19 protein-coding genes and 1 pseudogene are annotated in these 19,306 nt (G+C 70.2%); 6 read left to right on the top strand and 14 right to left on the bottom strand.

Annotated elements, in window-relative coordinates; genetic code table 11:
* Positions 1 to 203, top strand: a pseudogene (locus JWQ05_RS03055) (sodium:proton antiporter); the annotation flags it as partial.
* Positions 204 to 270: 67 nt separating this feature from the next.
* Here the strand turns inward: JWQ05_RS03055 and JWQ05_RS03050 are convergent.
* The 3 genes from JWQ05_RS03050 to JWQ05_RS03040 all read right to left on the bottom strand — a co-directional run bounded on the left by JWQ05_RS03050 (position 271) and on the right by JWQ05_RS03040 (position 1,792).
* On the bottom strand, positions 271 to 450 hold the full coding sequence (locus JWQ05_RS03050; protein WP_299654256.1) for a hypothetical protein: 180 nt from the start codon (positions 448 to 450) through the stop codon (positions 271 to 273).
* A gap of 19 nt (positions 451 to 469) precedes the next feature.
* Positions 470 to 1,420: a glutathione synthase gene (gene gshB, locus JWQ05_RS03045; protein ID WP_299654253.1), complete on the bottom strand. Its 951-nt coding sequence runs from the start codon at positions 1,418 to 1,420 to the stop codon at positions 470 to 472.
* Positions 1,421 to 1,498: 78 nt separating this feature from the next.
* Positions 1,499 to 1,792: a hypothetical protein gene (locus JWQ05_RS03040; RefSeq protein WP_299654250.1), complete on the bottom strand. Its 294-nt coding sequence runs from the start codon at positions 1,790 to 1,792 to the stop codon at positions 1,499 to 1,501.
* A gap of 457 nt (positions 1,793 to 2,249) precedes the next feature.
* On the opposite strand from JWQ05_RS03040, the gene JWQ05_RS03035 reads away from it, so the two are divergent.
* Both JWQ05_RS03035 and JWQ05_RS03030 read left to right on the top strand, forming a co-directional pair.
* Positions 2,250 to 2,519 (top strand): hypothetical protein, encoded by a 270-nt coding sequence (locus JWQ05_RS03035; RefSeq protein WP_299654247.1) that lies wholly within the window; start codon positions 2,250 to 2,252, stop codon positions 2,517 to 2,519.
* A gap of 23 nt (positions 2,520 to 2,542) precedes the next feature.
* Positions 2,543 to 3,352: a hypothetical protein gene (locus JWQ05_RS03030; protein ID WP_299654244.1), complete on the top strand. Its 810-nt coding sequence runs from the start codon at positions 2,543 to 2,545 to the stop codon at positions 3,350 to 3,352.
* Positions 3,353 to 3,368: 16 nt separating this feature from the next.
* Here JWQ05_RS03030 and JWQ05_RS03025 read toward each other — a convergent pair whose 3' ends face one another.
* From JWQ05_RS03025 to JWQ05_RS03015, 3 genes are read right to left on the bottom strand one after another with little or no spacing between them, the layout of a single operon-like run.
* The gene (locus JWQ05_RS03025; RefSeq protein WP_299654241.1) at positions 3,369 to 3,968 is read right to left on the bottom strand and encodes a hypothetical protein; all 600 of its coding nucleotides are present in this window, start codon (positions 3,966 to 3,968) and stop codon (positions 3,369 to 3,371) included.
* Positions 3,965 to 4,693, bottom strand: a complete 729-nt coding sequence (locus tag JWQ05_RS03020; RefSeq protein ID WP_299654239.1) for a DUF1214 domain-containing protein — start codon at positions 4,691 to 4,693, stop codon at positions 3,965 to 3,967. The genes JWQ05_RS03025 and JWQ05_RS03020 overlap by 4 nt, the downstream gene beginning before the upstream one ends.
* 24 nt (positions 4,694 to 4,717) lie before the next feature.
* Positions 4,718 to 6,961: a transglycosylase domain-containing protein gene (locus JWQ05_RS03015; RefSeq protein ID WP_299654236.1), complete on the bottom strand. Its 2,244-nt coding sequence runs from the start codon at positions 6,959 to 6,961 to the stop codon at positions 4,718 to 4,720.
* 298 nt (positions 6,962 to 7,259) lie between these two features.
* Between JWQ05_RS03015 and JWQ05_RS03010 the strand changes: the two genes are divergently transcribed.
* Positions 7,260 to 7,811 carry a YcgN family cysteine cluster protein gene (locus JWQ05_RS03010; protein ID WP_299654233.1) on the top strand — a complete coding sequence of 184 codons (552 nt, stop codon included), beginning with the start codon at positions 7,260 to 7,262 and terminating at the stop codon, positions 7,809 to 7,811.
* 9 nt (positions 7,812 to 7,820) lie between these two features.
* Here JWQ05_RS03010 and JWQ05_RS03005 read toward each other — a convergent pair whose 3' ends face one another.
* The 3 genes from JWQ05_RS03005 to JWQ05_RS02995 form a co-directional block, all read right to left on the bottom strand.
* Complete coding sequence (locus tag JWQ05_RS03005) at positions 7,821 to 8,834, bottom strand: bifunctional riboflavin kinase/FAD synthetase (protein ID WP_299654230.1); 1,014 nt, start codon at positions 8,832 to 8,834, stop codon at positions 7,821 to 7,823.
* An 80-nt stretch (positions 8,835 to 8,914) separates the two neighbouring features.
* On the bottom strand, positions 8,915 to 10,180 hold the full coding sequence (locus JWQ05_RS03000) for a PepSY domain-containing protein (protein WP_299654227.1): 1,266 nt from the start codon (positions 10,178 to 10,180) through the stop codon (positions 8,915 to 8,917).
* Positions 10,177 to 12,363, bottom strand: coding sequence for a TonB-dependent siderophore receptor (locus tag JWQ05_RS02995; protein ID WP_299654224.1), 2,187 nt, complete (start codon positions 12,361 to 12,363; stop codon positions 10,177 to 10,179). The genes JWQ05_RS03000 and JWQ05_RS02995 overlap by 4 nt, the downstream gene beginning before the upstream one ends.
* 299 nt (positions 12,364 to 12,662) lie before the next feature.
* Here JWQ05_RS02995 and JWQ05_RS02990 point away from each other — a divergent pair, with 299 nt between their 5' ends.
* Together JWQ05_RS02990 and JWQ05_RS02985 are read left to right on the top strand one after the other, a co-directional pair.
* On the top strand, positions 12,663 to 13,916 hold the full coding sequence (locus JWQ05_RS02990; protein ID WP_299654221.1) for an adenosylmethionine--8-amino-7-oxononanoate transaminase: 1,254 nt from the start codon (positions 12,663 to 12,665) through the stop codon (positions 13,914 to 13,916).
* Between the two features lie 180 nt (positions 13,917 to 14,096).
* Positions 14,097 to 14,483, top strand: coding sequence for a response regulator (locus JWQ05_RS02985; protein ID WP_299654218.1), 387 nt, complete (start codon positions 14,097 to 14,099; stop codon positions 14,481 to 14,483).
* Positions 14,484 to 14,513: 30 nt separating this feature from the next.
* Here the strand turns inward: JWQ05_RS02985 and JWQ05_RS02980 are convergent, their stop codons facing one another.
* From JWQ05_RS02980 to rfbF, 5 genes are read right to left on the bottom strand one after another with little or no spacing between them, the layout of a single operon-like run.
* Positions 14,514 to 15,419: an NAD(P)-dependent oxidoreductase gene (locus JWQ05_RS02980; protein ID WP_299654215.1), complete on the bottom strand. Its 906-nt coding sequence runs from the start codon at positions 15,417 to 15,419 to the stop codon at positions 14,514 to 14,516.
* Positions 15,416 to 15,946, bottom strand: a complete 531-nt coding sequence (locus JWQ05_RS02975) for a dTDP-4-dehydrorhamnose 3,5-epimerase family protein (protein WP_299654213.1) — start codon at positions 15,944 to 15,946, stop codon at positions 15,416 to 15,418. The genes JWQ05_RS02980 and JWQ05_RS02975 overlap by 4 nt, the downstream gene beginning before the upstream one ends.
* A gap of 4 nt (positions 15,947 to 15,950) precedes the next feature.
* The gene (locus JWQ05_RS02970; RefSeq protein ID WP_299654210.1) at positions 15,951 to 17,207 is read right to left on the bottom strand and encodes a class I SAM-dependent methyltransferase; all 1,257 of its coding nucleotides are present in this window, start codon (positions 17,205 to 17,207) and stop codon (positions 15,951 to 15,953) included.
* Entirely contained in the window at positions 17,204 to 18,310 is a 1,107-nt protein-coding gene (rfbG, locus tag JWQ05_RS02965; RefSeq protein ID WP_299654207.1) for a CDP-glucose 4,6-dehydratase, read from the bottom strand. The genes JWQ05_RS02970 and rfbG overlap by 4 nt, the downstream gene beginning before the upstream one ends.
* A gap of 39 nt (positions 18,311 to 18,349) precedes the next feature.
* Positions 18,350 to 19,117 (bottom strand): glucose-1-phosphate cytidylyltransferase, encoded by a 768-nt coding sequence (gene rfbF, locus JWQ05_RS02960; RefSeq protein ID WP_299654205.1) that lies wholly within the window; start codon positions 19,115 to 19,117, stop codon positions 18,350 to 18,352.
* Positions 19,118 to 19,306: the final 189 nt, after the last annotated feature.

Raw genomic sequence — 19,306 nt, 5'->3', positions numbered from 1 at the left:
TGGAACAGGCCAAGTCCCGTGACACGGGCTTTGCGGCGGAAGCACTCCCGGCCGATGCGGCCCGCCGCCGTGCCATCGAGGCCGCCCGCGACCGGGTGCTGGCCCTGCGCCGCTCCGGCGATATCGGAGACGACGCCTATTACGTGCTTGAGGAGGAATTCGACTGGGCCGAGATGAACGCGACGCCGCGGGGTGAGACCTGAGCGAATGGAAGCTCCAGCGTCCGGCGCGTGCTGTGATGGATCAGGCTCGTGTCACGACACGATCAAGTCAGGCCGTCCGGTGGCGATCCTGAACCTTGCTGGCATCCGGCGCCTCACGGGCGGCACCGGCCCTTGTATGACCCTCGAAGATCGGGGAGGCGATTGTCATGGCGATGAGGCAGGCCAGCGCCATGCCACCTGAGATCCCGGCCACCTGAAGCGCCTGCCAGTCTGTCACGGCGCTCACCCCTCGGCTCGAAAGCGGGTCAGCCCACCGCCCCGAGCCGCCCCTCGATCGCATCCCACACCGTGATCGCGAGGTCCGGTCCGCCGAGGCGCTTGATCGCCCGGATGCCGGTGGGCGAGGTGACGTTGATCTCGGTGAGGTTGCCGTCGATGACGTCGATGCCGACGAGGATGAGGCCACGCCGACGGAGTTCGGGGCCGATGGTGGCGCAGATGGCGCGCTCGCGCTCCGTGAGATCGGAAGCCGCCGCCGCCCCGCCCCGCACCATGTTGGAGCGGATGTCGTTGAGGGCCGGAACCCGGTTGATGGCGCCCATGGGCTCGCCGTCGACGAGGATGATGCGCTTGTCGCCCTCGGTGATGCGCGGCAGGAAACGCTGCACCACCCACTGCTCGCGGAACGTCACCGAGAACAGGTCGAACATCGAGCCGAAATTCGCGTCCTCCGGCAGCACCCGGAACACCGCCGCGCCGCCGTGGCCGTGGAGGGGCTTCATCACGATGGCGCCGTGCTCGGCCCGGAAGGCCTCGATCTCCGCCTTGTCGCGGGTGATGAGCGTGGGCGGCATCAGTTCGGGGAAGTCGAGGACGAACAGCTTCTCGGGCGCGTTGCGCACCTCGGACGGGTTGTTCACCACCAGGGTGCGCGGATGGATGCGCTCCAGCATGTGGGTGGCGGTGATGTAAGCCATGTCGAAGGGTGGGTCCTGGCGCATCAGGACCACGTCGACGCCCGACAGGTCGATGCGCTCGGGCGCACCGAGTGTTGCGTGCGCGCCCTCGACATCCTGCACGCTCAGGGTCTCGACACGTGCCGTCACGGTGTTGCCCTGCATCGACAGGCGATCGGGCGTGTAGTGCAGGAGTCGGTGCCCGCGCGCCTGTGCCTCGAGCAGCAGGGCGAACGTGGTGTCCCCGGCGATCCGGATCGCCTGGATCGGGTCCATCTGCACCGCGACGGTCAGGGCCATGCTTTCAACTCTCCGTCCTCGAACCGGCCCCGACCAGCGTGGGGCGCCGAACCCCGTGGTCGGATCCCCGCGCTGGGCCTATTTCTGCGACTTGCCGCCGGTCCGCCGGTCGTAGTCGCCGATGGCGTTCCGGCATTCCGGCGAGAGGCGCGAGCGGTTGCGGTCCATGCAGCGCTCGGCGTCCTGGCTGTTGGGATCGACACCGGCACAGAGGCGGAAATAGTCGTTCGCGCAACCCAGTTGAAGGCCCTGGTCCTCGCGCTGGGCCTGGACGGGGGTTGCGGCCAGCACCAGCAGGGCGAAAGGCGCGACCTTCAGGGCGGTGCGGAGGCCCAGGGCCGGGCGAGTGGATCGTGCGGTCAACACGCGCATGCTGCGGCGTCCTTCATTCGGAATGGAACGATGGGGGATGGAATGGGTGTCGGGGCGTAGCGTGAAGCCCCCGCTCGAAGGCCATCGGCATATCGGGCGTACCCCGCCCTTAGCAAGCGTTGGCTCGGCCAGGTGTTCCCGCTGGTCCTGCGGACGAGGCGCCCACGATCCGCACACGGGATTGCAAAAAAGCCCCGCTCGCCGGGCGAGCGGGGCCGAGTGCAAGGGAGGAAATGCCCGCCATGGGCGATAAAACTGAATGCAAATCATGCGCCACCGCCCAGAGCCGCCGAAGTGATGCGGAAAATCTCGCGTGATGCGAAAGACACGGGCGAGCGGAGCGCATCGTCCCGCCCCGTGCAGCCCAACGTGGGACACGCGCAGCAACATTCCGTTAACCACGCCGTGCTGATCTCCGGCGGCTCCCCCGCGACGCCGATACGGCCCGGAGGCGGGGGTGGCGAACCCCGATGACGGGTCGCCCCACATGATGCATGGGATCGGAAAAGAGCCGATGAGCCCCGACAGGTCGCTACAATTGGGAGGCATCGAGCGCCTCCCTGATCGTCCGACGAACACCGTCGTGACGTTTCCCACCGCCGGCCGCCGGTTCCGGCGCCAGGACGAGCAGGCCCCGCGCGGCGCGATCCTGCTGTTCACGGGCGTCCGCTATGAACGCATGCCCGAGCCGGACATCGCCGCGCCGCGTCTGCGCCGCCGGTCCTGATCGCGAGCCGCGGGTCCGAAGGGATGTCGCCGATCTGCAGACCCAGCCGCTCCGCCGCGCCCGCTCGCCTGTTTCCCGTCGCCCTGCTGGTGCTGCTCGCCGGATGCGCGCAGGAAGGCGATTTCGGGCGCCCGAAGGCGAGCGCCTGGAACAGCCTCGTGGAGACCACCGGGACCCTGGCCGCGCGCGAGCGCGAGGAACCGGCCTCGGACTTTCCCCTCACGGACGACGAACGGACCCTGCGCGACCGAGCGTGGCGCTTCCTGATGCCGTCGGCCGGGCGCGACGCCTTCACCGACCTGCTGGCCAACCTGACCCGCAGCCGCCTGCTGCCGCCGAACTGGCGCTCATCCGATCCCGCCGCCTACCACGATACGCTGATGGACGGGGCCTTCCGCTCGCCGGTCTCGCGTTATCGCCGGCTGTCGGAGGATATCGGCGCGGATGCCCGCCTGATCCCGCAATTCGCCGCCCTGGCGGCACGGGTCAAGGAGGCCGATGCCCTGCGCCTGCGCAGCCTGCCCTTCGTCAAGGCGCTGGACGACCACGACATCCGTCACGCCGCCATGCGGGTGGCGGAGAACCGGTGCCTGATCGCCTGGGTCCGCCTCGAGACCGGCCTGCGCTCGGGGCGCTACCGCTATGCCCTGGAGCATCTCCTCATCGAGGTCCCGGGCCCGGAGGCGGTGACGGTGGAGCGCACGCTGGCGGCCCTCGACGGCCGCCGGCCCATCCTCGACCCATTGGTGCCGCCGGAGGCTGAAGCGCGCTGCGGGCTCGTGCCGGAGGTCGAGGTGGCCGCCGCGTCGAAGCCCATCGTGGCGAAATACTAACGATCGAGCCCGCGGGTCAGCCGCCCGGCTTGGAATCCTCGGCCGGGCTGTCGACGGTGCAGGAGACCGCCTGGACCGCTGCATCGGCGGCCGGACGCTGGCTCGGCAGCGCCGCGATCACCCGCACCACCACGTATCCCTTGGAATCCGGCGCCACGATGCGGACATCGTGGCTGACCTCGTCCTCGTCGGCGTTGGCGAGCGCCTCGTCGTACTGGGCGCGGGTGAGCACCACGAGATCGAGGGCGCCGCGTACCGCCGCCTGGTCTGTCACCGCATAGAAGGCGCCACGGCGCCCATGCACCGCCAGCGACATCATCAGCGGGCCTGTCCGGGCGGAGACGCGCATCGGGCCGTCCGCCAGATCGTAGGCGCAGAGACCGACAGCGACCGACGGGTCGGGAACGGGCAGCCAGGCCTCGGCGGTGGCCGTGACCTCGCCGCCGGCGACGGACTTGACCGGCACCGGATGGTCGAGAGCCTCCTCCGTCCGCGCCCGCGGCAAGGCGTCGGTCTCCGACAGGCGGGGAATCAGCAGGACGACGACGACGTGCACGAGCCCGGCCAGCACCAGGCCCGACAGGGTCGCCACGAGAAAGCGGCCGCGCGGGCTCATGCGGCGCATCCCGTCCGGGTGATCGCCGGCACGGCCGAGCGGTCGAGATTGCCCGCGCTCGCCGCCACCGGGGTGTCGTAGAGGCGCAGCGCCAGGCGCACGGCGCCCCGCGCGGGCGGCATCGGCAGCCAGTTGCCCGGCTGCACTTCGGGCGAGAGCGCGATCACGAAGCGTCCGTCGGTCTCGCGCAGGATCTCGGTGGCGGTGAAGCCCGTGCGCATCGGAGGACGTGCCGGATCCGAAGCGCCATGCCCGGCCACGGTCAGCGTCCAGGCCCGGGCGGGCGGCGTCACGCCGGCCACCGCGTAGGTGCAGGCGGCGTCGAGGGCCCGGCCGGAATCGTCACGGTCGGCGGTGAGCAGCATGCCCTCGCCGATCGTCAGGGGTATTTCGCCCCGGCGGGCATTGACCGCGCGGGCATAGGGGTCCGCCCCGGGCGAGCCGACCTTCGGCCACGCCGTCCAGGCAGCGACGCGCACGCCCCCGAAGGGATAGCCGCCCCGGGTGGCGTAATCGGCGGTGGCGAGCCCGATCCCGACGCCAAGCGCCAGGGCGTAGAGGACGAGGGTAACGGTGGAGGCGCGCCGGACCCCGCCGCGCAGGGCTGCCGCCAGGCCCCGGCCGGAGCGGGGCCGTGAGCCATCGGCACTCCGGGATTCGGGGGATGGCGTTCGGGTCTGGGCCGGGCGCAACCGCGCGACCGTCTCGGCCAATGTCATGCGCATGGTGGGTGGTTACAGGCGTGCGGGTTACGGGATGCCGATGCGGCCGTCGGCTTGACGCGTCCCGTCCGCGACGGCGCCCGGTGCACGCAGCGGCCGGAGGCCGGAGGATTTCTCGGGCGCCTTCTCCGCAGCCTTCTCGACCTGCCGGAACAGGCCGTTCATGCTGCCGATGACCTCGAAGGAGCGACGCGACAGCTTGCCGGCGGCACTCGCCGCCGCGTTGACGGGCGCGGCGGTCGGGCTCGCCTGCGCCACTGCACGCCCCGGGTCCTTCAGACCCGGCATGGGCTTGAGCTCGATACCCTGGTGGGCGACCTCCATCACGTCGTGCCAGGTCATGGCGGGGAGCGAGCCGCCGGTCATCTTGTTCGTGGAGGTGTGGTCGTCGTTGCCGAACCAGACGGCGCCCACGTAATTGCCCGTGTAGCCGACGAACCAGGCGTCGCGATAGGCGTTCGTGGTGCCGGACTTGCCCGCGACCTTGATGCCTTCCAGCGCCGCCCGCTTGCCGGTGCCCTCCTCGACCACCTTGGTCAGCATGAAGTTCATGTCGGCGACCACCTGGGTCGAGAGCACTTGCTCCACCCGTTCGTCGGCGTGGCGGTAGATCACCTCACCGGAGGAGTTCTTCACCTCCATCGCGGCGTAGGGCTTGGCCTTGCGACCGCCATTGGCGAACACCGCGTAGCCGGCCGCCTGGTCGATGACGTTCACCTCGGCCGAGCCGATGGGCAGCGAGACGGAATCCGTCAGCTGCGTGGTGATGCCCATGGCGTGCGCCATCTCGATGATCTTCTTGCGCCCGGCGGCCGCGGCCCGGGCCTCGTGGGAGATGCCCATGGCCTTGCCGAGCGCGATCGAGACCTGGATCGGGATGGTGTTGATGGATTTGGCGACCGCCACGGTCAGCGTCGTGGCGCCGGAGAACGAGCGCCCGTAATTCTGCGGGCACCAGTTGCCGATGCAGACCGGCCGGTCGACCACCCGGGTATCGGGGCGGTACAGCCCGGATGCGAGACCGGCGGCGTAGACGTATGGCTTGAACGACGACCCGGGCTGGCGCAGCGCATCGGTGGCGCGGTTGAACTGGCTCTCGCCGTAATCGGCGCCGCCGACCATGGCGCGAAGCGCACCGTCCGGATCGAGGATCACCATGGCGGCCTCGTCCACCTCGTACTGCTCGCCGAGGCGGCGCAGGGTGCCCTGCACGACCTCGTCGGCCTTGCGCTGGATGGTGAGGTCGAGGGGGGTCTTCACCGTGAGCACGCGGTCGCTGCGGAAGCGGCCCGCATCGGCCATCTGCTTGATCTCGCCGAACGCCCAGTCGAGGTAGTAGTCGGCCGTGATGTCGCGGGTGCGGGTCACCGGGGTGGCGGGGTTGCGCAGAGCGGTCTGGATCTGGCCTTCGGTGACGAAGCCGGCCTCCACCATGTTGTGCAGCACGTCGGCCGCGCGGGCGCGGGCCGCCGGCAGGTTCACGTGCGGCGCGTATTTCGTCGGGGCCTTGAACAGGCCGGCCAGCATCGCGGCCTCAGCGAGGCTGATGTCCTTCAACGGCTTGCCGAAATAATAATCCGCCGCCGCCACGGCGCCGAAGGTGCCGCCGCCCATATAGGCTCGGTCGAGGTAGAGCTTGAGGATCTCGTTCTTGCTGAGGTGGCTCTCCAGCCAGAGCGCCAGGAAGGCCTCGTTGACCTTGCGCTCCAGCGAGCGCTCGTTCGTGAGGAACAGGTTCTTGGCGAGCTGCTGCGTGATGGACGAGCCGCCCTGGGTGTTGCCGCCGCCCCGCGAGTTCGAGACCAGGGCGCGGGCCGTGCCGATCGGGTCGATGCCCCAGTGCTCGTAGAAGCGCCGGTCCTCCGTCGAGACCAGGGCCTTGATCATGATGTCGGGAAAGTCGTCGAGCTTGAGCGAATCATCGTGCTTGATCCCGCGCCGGCCGACCTCGGTGCCGTAGCGGTCGAGGAAGGTCACGGCGAGGTCCTGGGCCTTCAGCCAGTTGTCGCTGGTCAGGTTGAAGGCCGATTGGGCCAACGCCAGCATCACCACGGCGCCGCCGGTGCCGAGCGTCACCGCCTCGCTGGTCAGGTCCAGGGCGACGCGTTTCCAGCCGCGCACGGAAAAGGCGTTCATGCGCTCCTGGAAGCGCTCGTAGGTCTCTCCGGCCGAACGGCCGCCATCGTACAGGCTCGCATTCACCCAGGCATCGAAGGCCAGGGCGGCGTGCTTGATGCGCGTGGTGATCGCGGTCGCGTTGGGCAGGCGCACCTGTGTTCCAGTCCTTGAGCAGCCGGAGCCGGCACGGCGCCGAACCCGACGATCCTACCAAGCCCCGCGTTTCGCCGCGAGGTTTCGTTGGATGAGAATGCGAAGCGTACGGCAAGCGTCCCGCCGCCGCACGCCGTCATCTGTTCTTAACCTTGACGCCGGATTGGGGCGCGCCGGTGGCGCGGCCGACTTGACTTTTCGACGCGCCCGCAGTTGCAACGCTTGCTCCCGGCTCCGCGTTGCGGCACAGGGGCGGATCACCCTGATTTTTCGCCGCTCCCAGCCCAAGGTGTTCCCGATGCGGGACCGCTCGGCCGCGCGTTCCCCGACGCCGCCGGCCCTTTCAGACACCCCGCCCCCCGATACCGGCCCCGCCCGCGCGCCGTTCTGGCGCACGAAGAGCCTGGAGGCGATGTCCCCGGCCGAGTGGGAGAGCCTGTGCGACGGCTGCGGCCGCTGCTGCCTCCTCAAGCTCGAGGACGAGGACACGGCGGAGGTCTACCACACAGATGTCGGCTGCACCCTGCTCGACGGCCATGGCTGCCGCTGCCGCGACTATCCGAGGCGCCAGAAGCGGGTGCCCGACTGCGTGCGCCTGACCCCCGAGGCCGTGCGCACGATCCCGTGGCTGCCCCCGACCTGCGCCTACCGGCTGATCCGCGAGGGCCGTGACCTCTACGCCTGGCACCCCCTCGTCTCCGGCCGCGCCGCCAGCGTGCACGAGGCCGGCATCTCCGTGCGCGGACGTGTCTCGGGCAACGAGGAGGAGTTCAGCGCCGACGAACTCCTCGACCGCATCGTGACCTGGCCCAACCGCACGCCGGAGACAGAGGACGACGACGAGGATTGAGACGCGTCTTCAGGCGTCGAACATCGAGGGGACGGGGTCTCCCGCGATGATCCGGCGGGCTTCGGCCGCATCGAGATGCATCCGGGCGATCAGGGCCTCGGCCCCGTCGAAGCGCTCCTCGCCCCGGATATAGGCCAGGAACTCCACCGCGATGCCCTGGCCGTAGAGGTCCCCGGAGAAGTCGAACAGATTGACCTCGAGGAGCGGCGCGCCGTCGTCGAAGGTCGGGCGCCGGCCGTAGCTCGCGACCCCGTCCCGGATGCGCCCGCCGGGCAGGCGCACCCGCACCGCGTAGATGCCGTGGGCGAGGCCGCAATCGGCGAGCGCCACGTTGGCGGTGGGGTAGCCGAGGGTGCGCCCGCGCTTGTCGCCGTGGCGGACCTCGCCGGACACGAACCAGCGGTAGCCCAGCAGCGCATTGGCCCGCGCCACCGCGCCCTCCGCGAGGGCCGCCCGGATCGCGCTCGACGAGACCGGCTCGGCATCCGCCGCCAGGGCGACGGGGGGAATGATGCGGCAGATCAGGCCCGCCTGCGCGCAGAGGTCGGCGAGCACCGCCGGCGTGCCCTCGCGGCCCCGGCCGAAGTGGAAGTCGTGGCCGATGACGACGCCCGAGACGCCGAGATCGCGCACCAGCAATCCCTCGACGAAGTCCCGCGCGCCGGTGCCCGCCAGCGTCGCGTCGAAGCGGCGCACGATCAGCCCGTCGAGGCCGAGATGGGCGAAGACGACCTCCTTGGCGCTTGCGTCGGTCAGGCGGAACATGGGGAGGTGGGGCGCGAAATAGGCGCGCGGATGCGGCTCGAAGGTGAGCGCCACCGCCGGCCGGCCGGCGCCACGCGCGGTCTCGCGCACCGCCGCGATCAGCGCGCGGTGGCCGAGATGCACCCCGTCGAAATTCCCGATCGCCGCGATGGCCCCGGCGATGGCCGGCGGCACCGCCTCGTCCGCGCGGCAGATCGTGAAGGCCGGCGCCTGCGGGGATGCGGCGGGCGGGACGGCGGGTTCGTCGCCTGGCGACATCGGAGCTCGGGAGTTGCGGGTGCCGGACGCGGCACGGGCCGGGTCGTGGTTCTGTGGCGGCGGAACCTGTCGAAAACCGCTCAGGGGGTCAAGCGCACGGGCGTCACGGCCCGCGGGCCAGCGGGCGCTGCCCGCCGCCGGGCCGTGGCGGCGCGGCGCCCGAGATAGAGCAGCAACCCGGTGACCAGGAAGAGCGGCATCAGCAGCGCTGCCACGAGGAACACCGGCGGCCCGAGCACGCCGAAGATGCGCCCGCTGTGCACGTCGAGCATGTTGGCGGCGATGCGCGCGCCGAGGGGCCGCTCCGCGCCGACCTCGCGTGCGAGGATGCGCCCGGTCGCGGCCTCGATCCGGGTGTCGTCGCGCCAGCCGTTCCGGTTCTCGGAGCGGATGCGCACGGGGCCGGCAAAGCCCGCCGGCAGCATCAGGGTGGCGCGGGTAAACTGGCCGGCGTCGGCCGCTCGGAAGGCCGCCCAGGCCGTGTCGAGGGACGGCGCGCCGGGGCCAGCCAGGCCCTCCTCGCGACGTCCAGGCCGGGTCGCGCCCTCGGCCCGCGTCGCGGCGTCCTTCCGGCCACCCGCCTTGTTCTCCTGGGCCGCCGCGGGTCTTGTCTCCTGAGCCGCCGGCTTGGCATCCGCGACCCTGCCGGTGGTCTCGCCGCCGGTCAGGAGGGTGTTGGCGACCTCGCGAAACCCGTCATAGGACCACCACAGGCCGCTGAGCGCGATGACGAGATAGACCGGCAGGACCCAGGTGCCGGCGACCGAATGCAGCGACCAGTAGGTCGGGCGGCCCCATTGCCGGAGGTTCGGCTTCAGCCAGATCCGCCAGGACATCACCTTCGGCCAGCGCAGATAAAGCCCGGTGCAGAGAAGCACGAGGAGCGCGAACACGCTGGCGCCCGTCAGGGTCCGGCCCCAACCCTTGCCGTCTCCCGGCAGGAGCAGCCAGCGGTGCAGGCGCCGGATGGTGGAGAAGACCTCTTCCGTTCGCGCCGCGCCCCGCACCGTGCCGTCATGGGGGTCGAGGTAGAGCGAGGGCGGGCGCTGGCCCGTGGCGGGGTCGCGCCCGAGGCGCACCGTCGCTGCCGTGCCGGGCTCGGACGAGAGGGTCAGGTTCGCGACGATGTCGGACCGCTGGGCCCGGAAGCGGGCGAGAAGCGCGTCTGGGGAGAGCGTGTCCTCGGCGTGCGCGGCAACCTGGATCAGGTCCGCATCGAAGGCCTCGCCGATGGCGTTCTCGTAGCTCAGGAGCGCGCCCGTCACCCCCGCCACCGACAGGACGAGGCCGGCGCCGAGCCCCAGGAGCCAATGGAGCTGGAACAGGACGGCGCGCAGGCGCTTCACCACGCCACCCGCGCGGTGACGAGGGCCTGGAAGGGTTCACCTACGGCCACCAGCAGGTTGCTGCCGCCCGAGGACGGATAATAGGTCCGGTCGAACAGGTTCTTGAGGTTGAGCTGAAGGGTGGTCGGCAAGCCATTCACCTGGGTGTTGTAGGCGAGGAACGCATCGCAGACGACGTATTCGGGCAGCTTGAAGGTGTTGGTGGCATCCCCTGGCCGGGCGCCGACATAGCGCGCGCCGAAGCCCGCCTCAAGGAAGCCCGGGCCGAGGCGCGTGGAACCGAACTCCGCGGCCTCCGCGACGGCGCCGAACTGATGGGTGAGGAAGGCCGAGGCGGTGACGCGCGGCGTGTTGAGCAATTGTTTGCCCGCCAGTACCGGATCGTCGGTGACCTGCGCCTGGGTGAATGCGTAGCTGGCGATCACCGCCCAATCGGGCAGGATCTGGCCGGCGATGTCGAGTTCGAACCCGCGCGAGCGAACCTTGCCGGCTGTGCTCGCCACGGTGAGGCCGTTGATCACCTGCGTGACGACGACGTTCGACTTGTCGATGTCGAACATCGCGCCCGTCACCGTGAGCCCGGCGGCCACATCCGCCTTCACGCCGACCTCGAACGCCTCGCCCTCCTCCGGCGGCAGCGAGACGACGACGTTGGCGAAGGACGAGTTCGGCTTGAACGACTGCGAATAGCTTCCGTAGAGCGAGAGGTTGGGAGCCAGCTTGTAGACGAGACCGACGCGCGGCAGCGCCCGCACCCCGTCGATGTCGACATAGGTCACCGCCGGGGTGCCCTTGCTGGCGAACTGGTCGAAGATCTGGGCGCTGACGCCCGCCACCAGGATCCACTGGTCGGTCAGGTGCAGCGAATCCTGCAGGTAGAGGCTGGTGTTGGACAGCCGCTCGCGCAGGTTGCTGTCGGGCACCGAAATCACCGGCACCGTGGCGAGATTGCCGTAGACCGGCGCGAACGGGTTGAACCCAGTCCGGTTCGGCCCCCGGATGATGTCCGGCCGGTTGTAGCTGATGTCTTCGTAGGTCACGCCCGCCAGCAGGTCGTGGCGCAGGCCGAAGGTGTCGAAGCTGCCCGTCAGGTCGAGGCGGGCGACATGGGCGCTGAAATCGGCGTTGCGGGTGCCGTCGGCCCGGCGCGTCAGGAGGCCCGTCGTAGGCAAGAAGGTGACCGGGCGGATCTGGTCCTCGTCGTAGCCGAGCTGCGAGTAGCTGTAGCCGAAGTGCAGGCGCCAATCGTTGTCGAAGCGGTGGTCGACGTCGAGGGTGGCGAGATGGCTGGTGGCCTCGTGCCGGCTCGACCGCTCGTCGAAGCGGCGGTCGCGTGGCACCGCGAGGGGGCGACCGGTGCGCGGGTCGAAGATCGTGCCGCGGTCGTAGGGCACCCGGTAATGCGAGAATTCGTAGCCCACCGTGACGGTGGTGTCGTCGCCCTTCCAGGTGAGCGAGGGCGCCACGACCTGCCGGCTGAAATGCCCGAAATTGCGCCAGTAATCGGTGCTCTGGACATCGGCCACCATTCGGTAGGCGAGATTGGTGCCCTCCACCGGACCGGTAAGGTCGCCCTGCACGAGGCCGCCGCCGAAGCTGGTGCTCGTGAGGTTGAGCGAGCCGTGCGGCGTGAACTCGGGGCGCTTCGAGACGAGGTTGATGAGCCCGCCCGGATCGGTGATGCCGTAGAGGAGCGAGGCGGGGCCTTTGAGCACCTCGACGCGCTCGATGTCGTAGCTGAAATTCTGCTGCAGCACCGTGCGGCGGCCGTCTCGCAGGATCGAATCGTCGCGGAAGGTGCCGAAGCCGCGCCGCACCACCGCCTCCTGCGTGCCGCCGACGCTGTTGGTCTGGGCGATGCCGCTGACGTTGCGCAGGGCCTCGTCGAGCGAGAGCACGCGCTGGTCGCGCAGCACCTGGGCCGAGACCACGGCGATGTTGGCGGGCGTATCGAGGATCGCGGTGTCGGCCCCGGCCCCGAAGGTCGTGCGCTTGGGCTGGTAGCCGATGGTGGCGAGGCCGTTGCCGAGACCCGCGACGCTGAGCTCGTCGAGGGTGACGCCGGACGTTGCCGCCTCCTGAGCGAGGGACGCGCCGCCGGAGAGAAGCCAGAGCGCGCCACCCGCCAGCCGGCGATGTCGGCCGCTGAGGGGAGATCGGGGGCGACGGGACGCGCGGGGCATATCGGGTCTCGGACGGAGCAGAAGCTTCGCCGTAATGCGCGGTGGCGTAGATCGCAAGATCTTGTGAGAAGATTAGAATTTGTCCAATGCGATGATCGAGCCGTATAAGCCTGATGATACGGACGAATACACAGCCATTGTAACTATAAGTCAGAGATCGAATTTCTATGATCTGGCCCGGCGGTCGCTTCCGCACAATGCCAGGCCGGCCCCAAAGGTGGTCCCTACCGCCGTACAGCGCTCCGGCATCGCTCCGCCGACCTTGACCGGGCGCCCCGGCACTCCCATCCCCTCAGTCCATGGACAGCCCGCGCACCGACCATCTCTGGCGGCCCTATACGCAGATGCGGGGGGCGGCCCCGCCGTTGGAGGCGCAGCGCACGCATGGCTCGCGGATCGTGCTCGCGGATGGGCGCGAGCTGATCGACGGCATCGCTTCGTGGTGGACGGCCGCGCACGGCTACAATCATCCCCATATCCGCGCCGCCGTCGCCGCTCAGTTGGAGGCGATGCCGCACGTGATGTTCGGAGGCCTGACGCATGCGCCGGCCGAACGCCTCGCCGCGCGTCTCGCCGCCCAGCTGCCGGGCGACCTCGACCACGTGTTCTTCACCGATTCCGGATCGGTGGCCGTAGAGGTCGCCCTGAAGATGGCGGTGCAGATGTGGCTCAACCGGGGGGTGACCGGCCGCACCCGCATCCTGGCTTTCCGCGAGGGCTACCACGGCGACACCCTCGGGGCGATGTCGGTCTGTGACCCGGACGAGGGCATGCACCGGCGCTTCGGCGCCTACCTGCCGGCCCAGGTCTTCTGCGACCTGCCCCGGACGGCGGCCGAGACGGCGGCGCTGGACGCCCGCATGGCGGCCGAACGCGAGACCCTGGCGGCGGTGATCGTCGAACCTCTCGTGCAGGGAGCCGGCGGCATGCGCATGCACCCGCCCGAAGTGCTGGCGACGGTGGCCCGGCTGGCCAAGCGCCACGGACTGCCCCTCATCGCCGACGAGATTTTCACCGGGTTCGGCCGCACCGGAACCCTGTTCGCCTGCGAGCAGGCCGGCATCGTGCCCGACATCCTGTGCCTGTCGAAGGCGCTCACGGGGGGCACGATGGCGCTGGCCGCCACCATCGCCACGCGGGCGGTGTTCGAGAGCTTCCTCTCCGACGATCCCGCCGCCGCCCTGATGCACGGGCCGACCTTCATGGCGAACCCACTCGCCTGCGCGGCGGCCAATGCGAGCCTCGACCTGTTCGAGCGCGAGCCGCGCCTCGACCAGGCCCACGCCATCGCGGCCACCCTGGCGGAGGGCCTGGAGCCCCTGCGCGGTCTGGCCCATGTGGCCGACATCCGCGTGATGGGCGCGATCGGCGCGGTGCAGTTTCGGCAGGCGCCGGACCTCGCCGACCTGAAGCGCCGGTTCCTGGCCCGCGGCACATGGGTCCGGCCCTTCGGCGACATCGCCTACCTGACACCGGCCCTCACCATCGGGGATACGGACCTCGCGCATCTCCTCGATGCGATGCGGGTGGTGGTCACCGAAATGGCCGCCTGAGATCCCGGCCTCACCCTCAAGGCGGCTTGCAACCTGCGCCCCTGTCGCTCGTTGGGCTTGAGTGGCGCTGGCCTCGCGCCCGTGACCGCCCCACGGGGAGCCTTCGGCTTTGCGCGCGGCGACACGGTCACGGTTTTCGGGCGGGGGCCCGCCGCCCAACAGGCTGGAGGGTGCATCGTGGTGGATGAGGCGACGAACGCGAACGACGATCGGCCGGTGATTCTTCTGGTCGAGGACGAGGCCCTGACGATCATGGACCTCGGCGACGTGCTCGAAAATGGCGGCTACGAGACCGTGCAATGCGCCTCCGCCGAGCGGGCGCTCGGCATCCTCCATTCCCGGCCGGATATCCGCGGCCTCGTCACCGACGTCGAATTGTCCGGCAAGACCAACGGTTTCGAACTCGCCAGCGCCGTATCGGCGGCCCGGCCGACATTGCCGATCGTCATCGTGTCGGGCCGGGCGTCCCCCGACCCCGAGCGGATGCCGCCGGGCGCCAAGTTCATCGCGCGGCCCTGCACCGGTGAGGACATCCTCTCGCAATTGCGAGGACTTCTGCCCTGCTGAGGCACTGAGGTCTCGGGCGCTTGCAAAACCTCAGCTTGCAGCAGGGCCATGCGTGCGCCACCACGCGACCGTATCGTCGAGCCCGCGCTCAAGGTCGAACGTCGGACGGAAGCCGATCTCGGCGGTCAGGATGCGTGTCTCGGCCTCGATCACCGGCGGCTCCGCTGGGCCTGAAGGCCGAGCACCGTAAGCGAGGCGATCGGCGCCTCCGATCCGCGCGGCGAGGCCGTCGAGGATCCGGCGCACCGGGATGGCCGCGCCCGAGCCGATATTGACCGGCCCGGCCACGTCACTGGCTGCGAGCGCGGCCAGCGCCCCGGCGGCATCCGCGACATGGAGGAAGTCGCGGCGCTGGTGGCCGGTCGAGGTCGGGAACACGCTGCCGGTCGTCAGGGCATGGATCGCATCCGGGACGAGGCGCCCGCGCCGCTCCCCGGGACCGTAGAGATAGAACAGTCGCGCCCAGGCGAGGCTGAACGCATGGGTATCGGCATAGGCGGCAAGGATGCGCCGGGTGCCGTCCTTGGCCGCCCCGTAGAGGGTCGCCGGCCGGCAGGGCGTCGCCGCCTCGTCGAGGCGGGCCGACCCCCATTCGTACTCGGCGCAGGTGCCGGCGCCGACGAACCGTCGTCCGCCCTGCTCCGCGAAGAGCCGCGCGAGGTCGAGGCTCGCCGCCACCCAGTCGAGGTTGGCCGGCGAGGTCCAGTATCGGCCGGGCTCGGCCTCCCAAGCGAGGTGCAGCAGGTGGGTCGGGCGAATCGTTTCGACGAGCGCGCGACGGGCTTCCGGCACCAGCAGGTCGGCTTCGTGGAGCGTCACATCCGCCTGTGGACCGCGTCCGACCCCATGAACTTCGAAGCCGCGTGCCCGCAGGGCCGGCAGTACGTGGCGGCCGACGAATCCGGTGGCGCCCGTGACGAGGATGCGGCCGGTCACGCGACCCAGTCCGGGTAGGCGAGGTCGCGTTCGGCGATCACCGTGACGGGTTCGGGCCAGGTCACGTCGAGGGCGGGGTCGTTCCAGCGCAGGCCCCGCGCGCCGGCCGCCACGTAGGCCCGGTCGATCATGTAGAGCACCTCGGCCCCGTCGCTCAGCGCCTGGAAACCGTGGGCGAATCCGGCCGGGATGTAGAGGGCGTGGCGATTCTCGGCGCTGAGATCTGCTGCATAGGCCTGCAGATAGGTCGTGGATTCAGGCCGCAGGTCGACGATGACGTCGTGGATCGCCCCGGCGGTGCAGCGCACGAGCTTCGTCTCGGCATGCGGATCGATCGAGAAGTGCAGGCCGCGCACGGTGCCGCGCCGGGCATTGTAGGAGATGCTCGACTGCACGAAGGCGCCGATGAGCCCCTGCGCGGCGAAATCCTCCATGCAGGCGGTGCGGGCGAAGAACCCGCGCGCGTCGGCTTGGGGCTCTGGGCTGACGCGGAAGGCGCCGGCAAGCGGCAGGGCCTCGAAGCGCATGGGATCAGAACGCGTCCAGGCGTGGGATGGCCGTGACGAAGCGCCCGCCCCAATCGCGGATGGCCGCCATCTCGGAGGCGATCTCGTCCTTCAGGTTCCAGGGCAGGATGAGGAGGTAGTCCGGCCGAAGCGCCAGCAGAGCTTCGGGCGAGACCACCGGGATGCGGCTGCCGGGGAGCCGCGTGCCCTGCTTGTGCGGCGAGCGATCCGCCACCGCGCGCACCAGTTCGGGTCCGATCCCACAGTAATTGAGGAAGGTATTGCCCTTGGCCGCCGCCCCATAGGCACAGACCGTCCGTCCCGCCAGGCGCAGATCCGCGAGAAAGCGGAGTGTGGCGCACTTGATGGCGACCACGTCCTCGGCGAAGGCGGCATAGCCTTGCGGGTCGAACAGGCCGCCGGCCCGCTCCTCCGCCAGGACCCGCGCCACCGCCGGCGTCCCGGATTGCGTGGCCGCTGCGTGACAGACGAAGACGCGGAGCGAGCCGCCATGGGTCGGCCACGCCTCCACGTCGAACACCCGCAGTCCATGAGCCTCCAGGATCGGCGCGACGACGCCGAGGGAGAGATACGAGAAGTGCTCGTGGTAGATCGTGTCGAACTGGCGCTGCTCGATCATCCGCAGGAGGTGTGGGAACTCGAAGGTGGCGACGCCCTCCGGCTTCAGGAGCACGCGGAACCCCTCCACGAAATCGTGGATGTCGGGCACGTGGGCGAGCACGTTGTTGGCGGTCATCAGGTCGGCCGCGTGGCCTTCGTCGCGAAGACGGGCGGCGGTTTTGGACCCGAAGAACGCGATCTCGGTCGGAACCCCGCGTGCACGCGCGACCGCCGCCACGTTGGCGGCTGGCTCGACACCGAGGGCGGGAAGCCCGCGGGCCACGGCGTATTGCAGCAGGTAGCCGTCGTTGCTCGCCACCTCCACGACCTTGCTGTCGGGCCCCAGCGAGAAGCGGGCCTGCATGGCCGCCACATAGGCCTCCGCGTGGGCGAGCCAGCCTGCGGAAAAGCCCGAGAAGTAGGCGTAGTCCGAGAAGATCGCTTCAGGGGTCTCGAAGGCCTCCAGCTGCACCAGATAGCAGGCGTCGCAGACATAGGCGTGGAGTGGGTGGAACATCTCGCCCCGATTGGCGCGCTCCGCCGGCACGTAGGCGTTGGCGAGCGGCGACAGGCCGAGATCGGCCACGCTCCGGTGCAGGGGCGCCCCGCAGGCGCGGCAGGGCCGAAGGCCGGTCGGGTGGTTCGCGTTCACCTCCGTCATGCTCCGAGCCTCTCATAGGCGGCGATCTGCGCCAGGGTGAGGTCACGAGCGGACGCCCCGCCCGCTTGCGCCCGGTGCCAGGCGGCGGTCCAGGCCAGCGCCGCGTCGAGGCGCAGGCGCCGGTCCCAGCCGAGATGAGCCCGGGCCTTCGCCGCATCGACCTTGAGGAAGGTCGCCTCGTGCGGGTGGATCGTCGCCGAGAGGTGCCACAGCGCATCCGCCCCCCAGGCCTGTGCGAGTTCGTCCACGATATGGGCGACCGGCCGGCAATCCTCGTCGGCGGGCCCGAAATTCCAGGCCTCGGCGTAGCGGGCGCCGTCTTCCCCCGACAGGCATTCGGCGAGGCGCAGGTAGCCGCTCAAGGGTTCGAGCACATGCTGCCAGGGCCGCGTGGCATGCGGCGCCCGGATCTCCACGGACTCGCCCCGCGCGAAGGCCCGGACGATGTCGGGGACCAGCCGATCTTCGGACCAGTCGCCGCCGCCGATGACGTTGCCCGCTCGCGCCGTGGCGACCCGGCAATCCCGCTCGGCCAGGAACGAGGCCCGATAGGCGCTGGCCACGAGTTCGGCGCAGGCCTTGGAGCTGCTGTAGGGGTCGTGTCCGCCGAGCGCCTCGGTCTCGCGGTAGCCGTAGGGCCATTCGCGGTTCTCGTAGGCCTTGTCGCTCGTCACCACCACCACGGCGCGCACGGAGGGCGCCGCCCGCACGGCTTCCAGCACGTGGGCGGTGCCCATGACGTTGGTGGCGTAGGTGGCCAGCGGATCGCGATAGGAGGCCCGCACCAGGGCCTGCGCCGCCATGTGGATGACGATCTCGGGAGCAGTGGCGGTGAGGCCCGCGCGTACGGCGCCCGCATCGCGAATATCGGCGAGGTGCGAGTCGATCCCCGCCCCGATTCCGGCCGCCTCGAACAGGTTCGGGCTGCCCTCGGGCGCCAGCGCCAGACCGCTGACCCACGCGCCGAGGCGCTGCAGCCAGAGGCAGAGCCAGCCGCCCTTGAAGCCGGTATGCCCGGTCACGAGCACCCGCCGCCCGGCCCAGAAGGCGGGATCGGGATTCGGGTCGCGGGTGCGCGGCAGGGGGTAAGGCGAGGGCTGCACGCTTGCGATGATCTCCGGTGGCGTCGCGGGTCTTCGAGACTACCAGCACTTCCAGGGCGGTGCCTCGCTCGCCCAGAGGGCTTCGAGGTGGTTCTTGTCGCGCAAGGTATCCATGGCCTGCCAGAAGCCGGAATGCACGAAGGCCGCGAGCTGGCCCTCGCGGGCGAGGCCCTCCAGGGGCTCGGCCTCCCAGACCGTGGAATCCCCCTCGATCCGGTCGAGGACGCGCGGCGAAAGCACGAAGAACCCGCCGTTGATCGTCGCCCCGTCCCCCGCCGGCTTCTCGCGGAAGCTGCGCACGGCGCCGTTCCGGAGCTCGAGGGCGCCGAAGCGGCCGGGCGGGGTCACCGCCGTGAGGGTGGCGAGCTTGCCGTGCGAACGGTGGAAGGCGGCGAGCGCGGTCAGGTCCACGTCGGCGACGCCGTCGCCGTAGGTCATGAAGAAATCGTCGTCGCCGAGATAGTCGCGCACCCGCTTCAGGCGCCCGCCCGTCATCGTGGTCTCGCCGGTCTCGATGAGAGAGACACGCCAATCCTCGGCGGTGCTGCGGTGGAAGTCGACATGGCCGCGCCCGACATCGACCGTGACGTCGGAGAGGTGCAGCCGGTAGTTCAGGAAGAACTCCTTGATGACGTAGCCCTTGTAGCCGAGGCAGATCACGAACTCGCGCACCCCGTGGGCGGCGAAGATCTGCATGATGTGCCAGAGGATCGGGCGGCCGCCGATTTCCAGCATGGGCTTGGGACGCGTCACCGTCTCCTCGGAGAGGCGCGTGCCGAGACCGCCTGCGAGGATGACTGCCTTCATGGGGGTCCTGAGGTCTGTGCGGATCTCGTGCGCCTTCGAAGATCCCGCGGATCCCGGAGCCAGGTCCGGTCAGGGCTCCGAGCCGGACTCGAAGGCGTGTCAGCGCCGCCTCGCGAAGCACCGCGCCGAATACGCCAAGGCTTAGTCGAGGGGTTCCGCTTCGTCCAGGCGGCAGCCGACGGCGCGCCA

Origin of the sequence: Methylobacterium sp., assembly GCF_028290105.1 — a bacterium.
In the GTDB taxonomy this organism is placed as follows: domain Bacteria; phylum Pseudomonadota; class Alphaproteobacteria; order Rhizobiales; family Beijerinckiaceae; genus Methylobacterium.
This window is presented reverse-complemented; position numbering and strand designations above follow the sequence as displayed.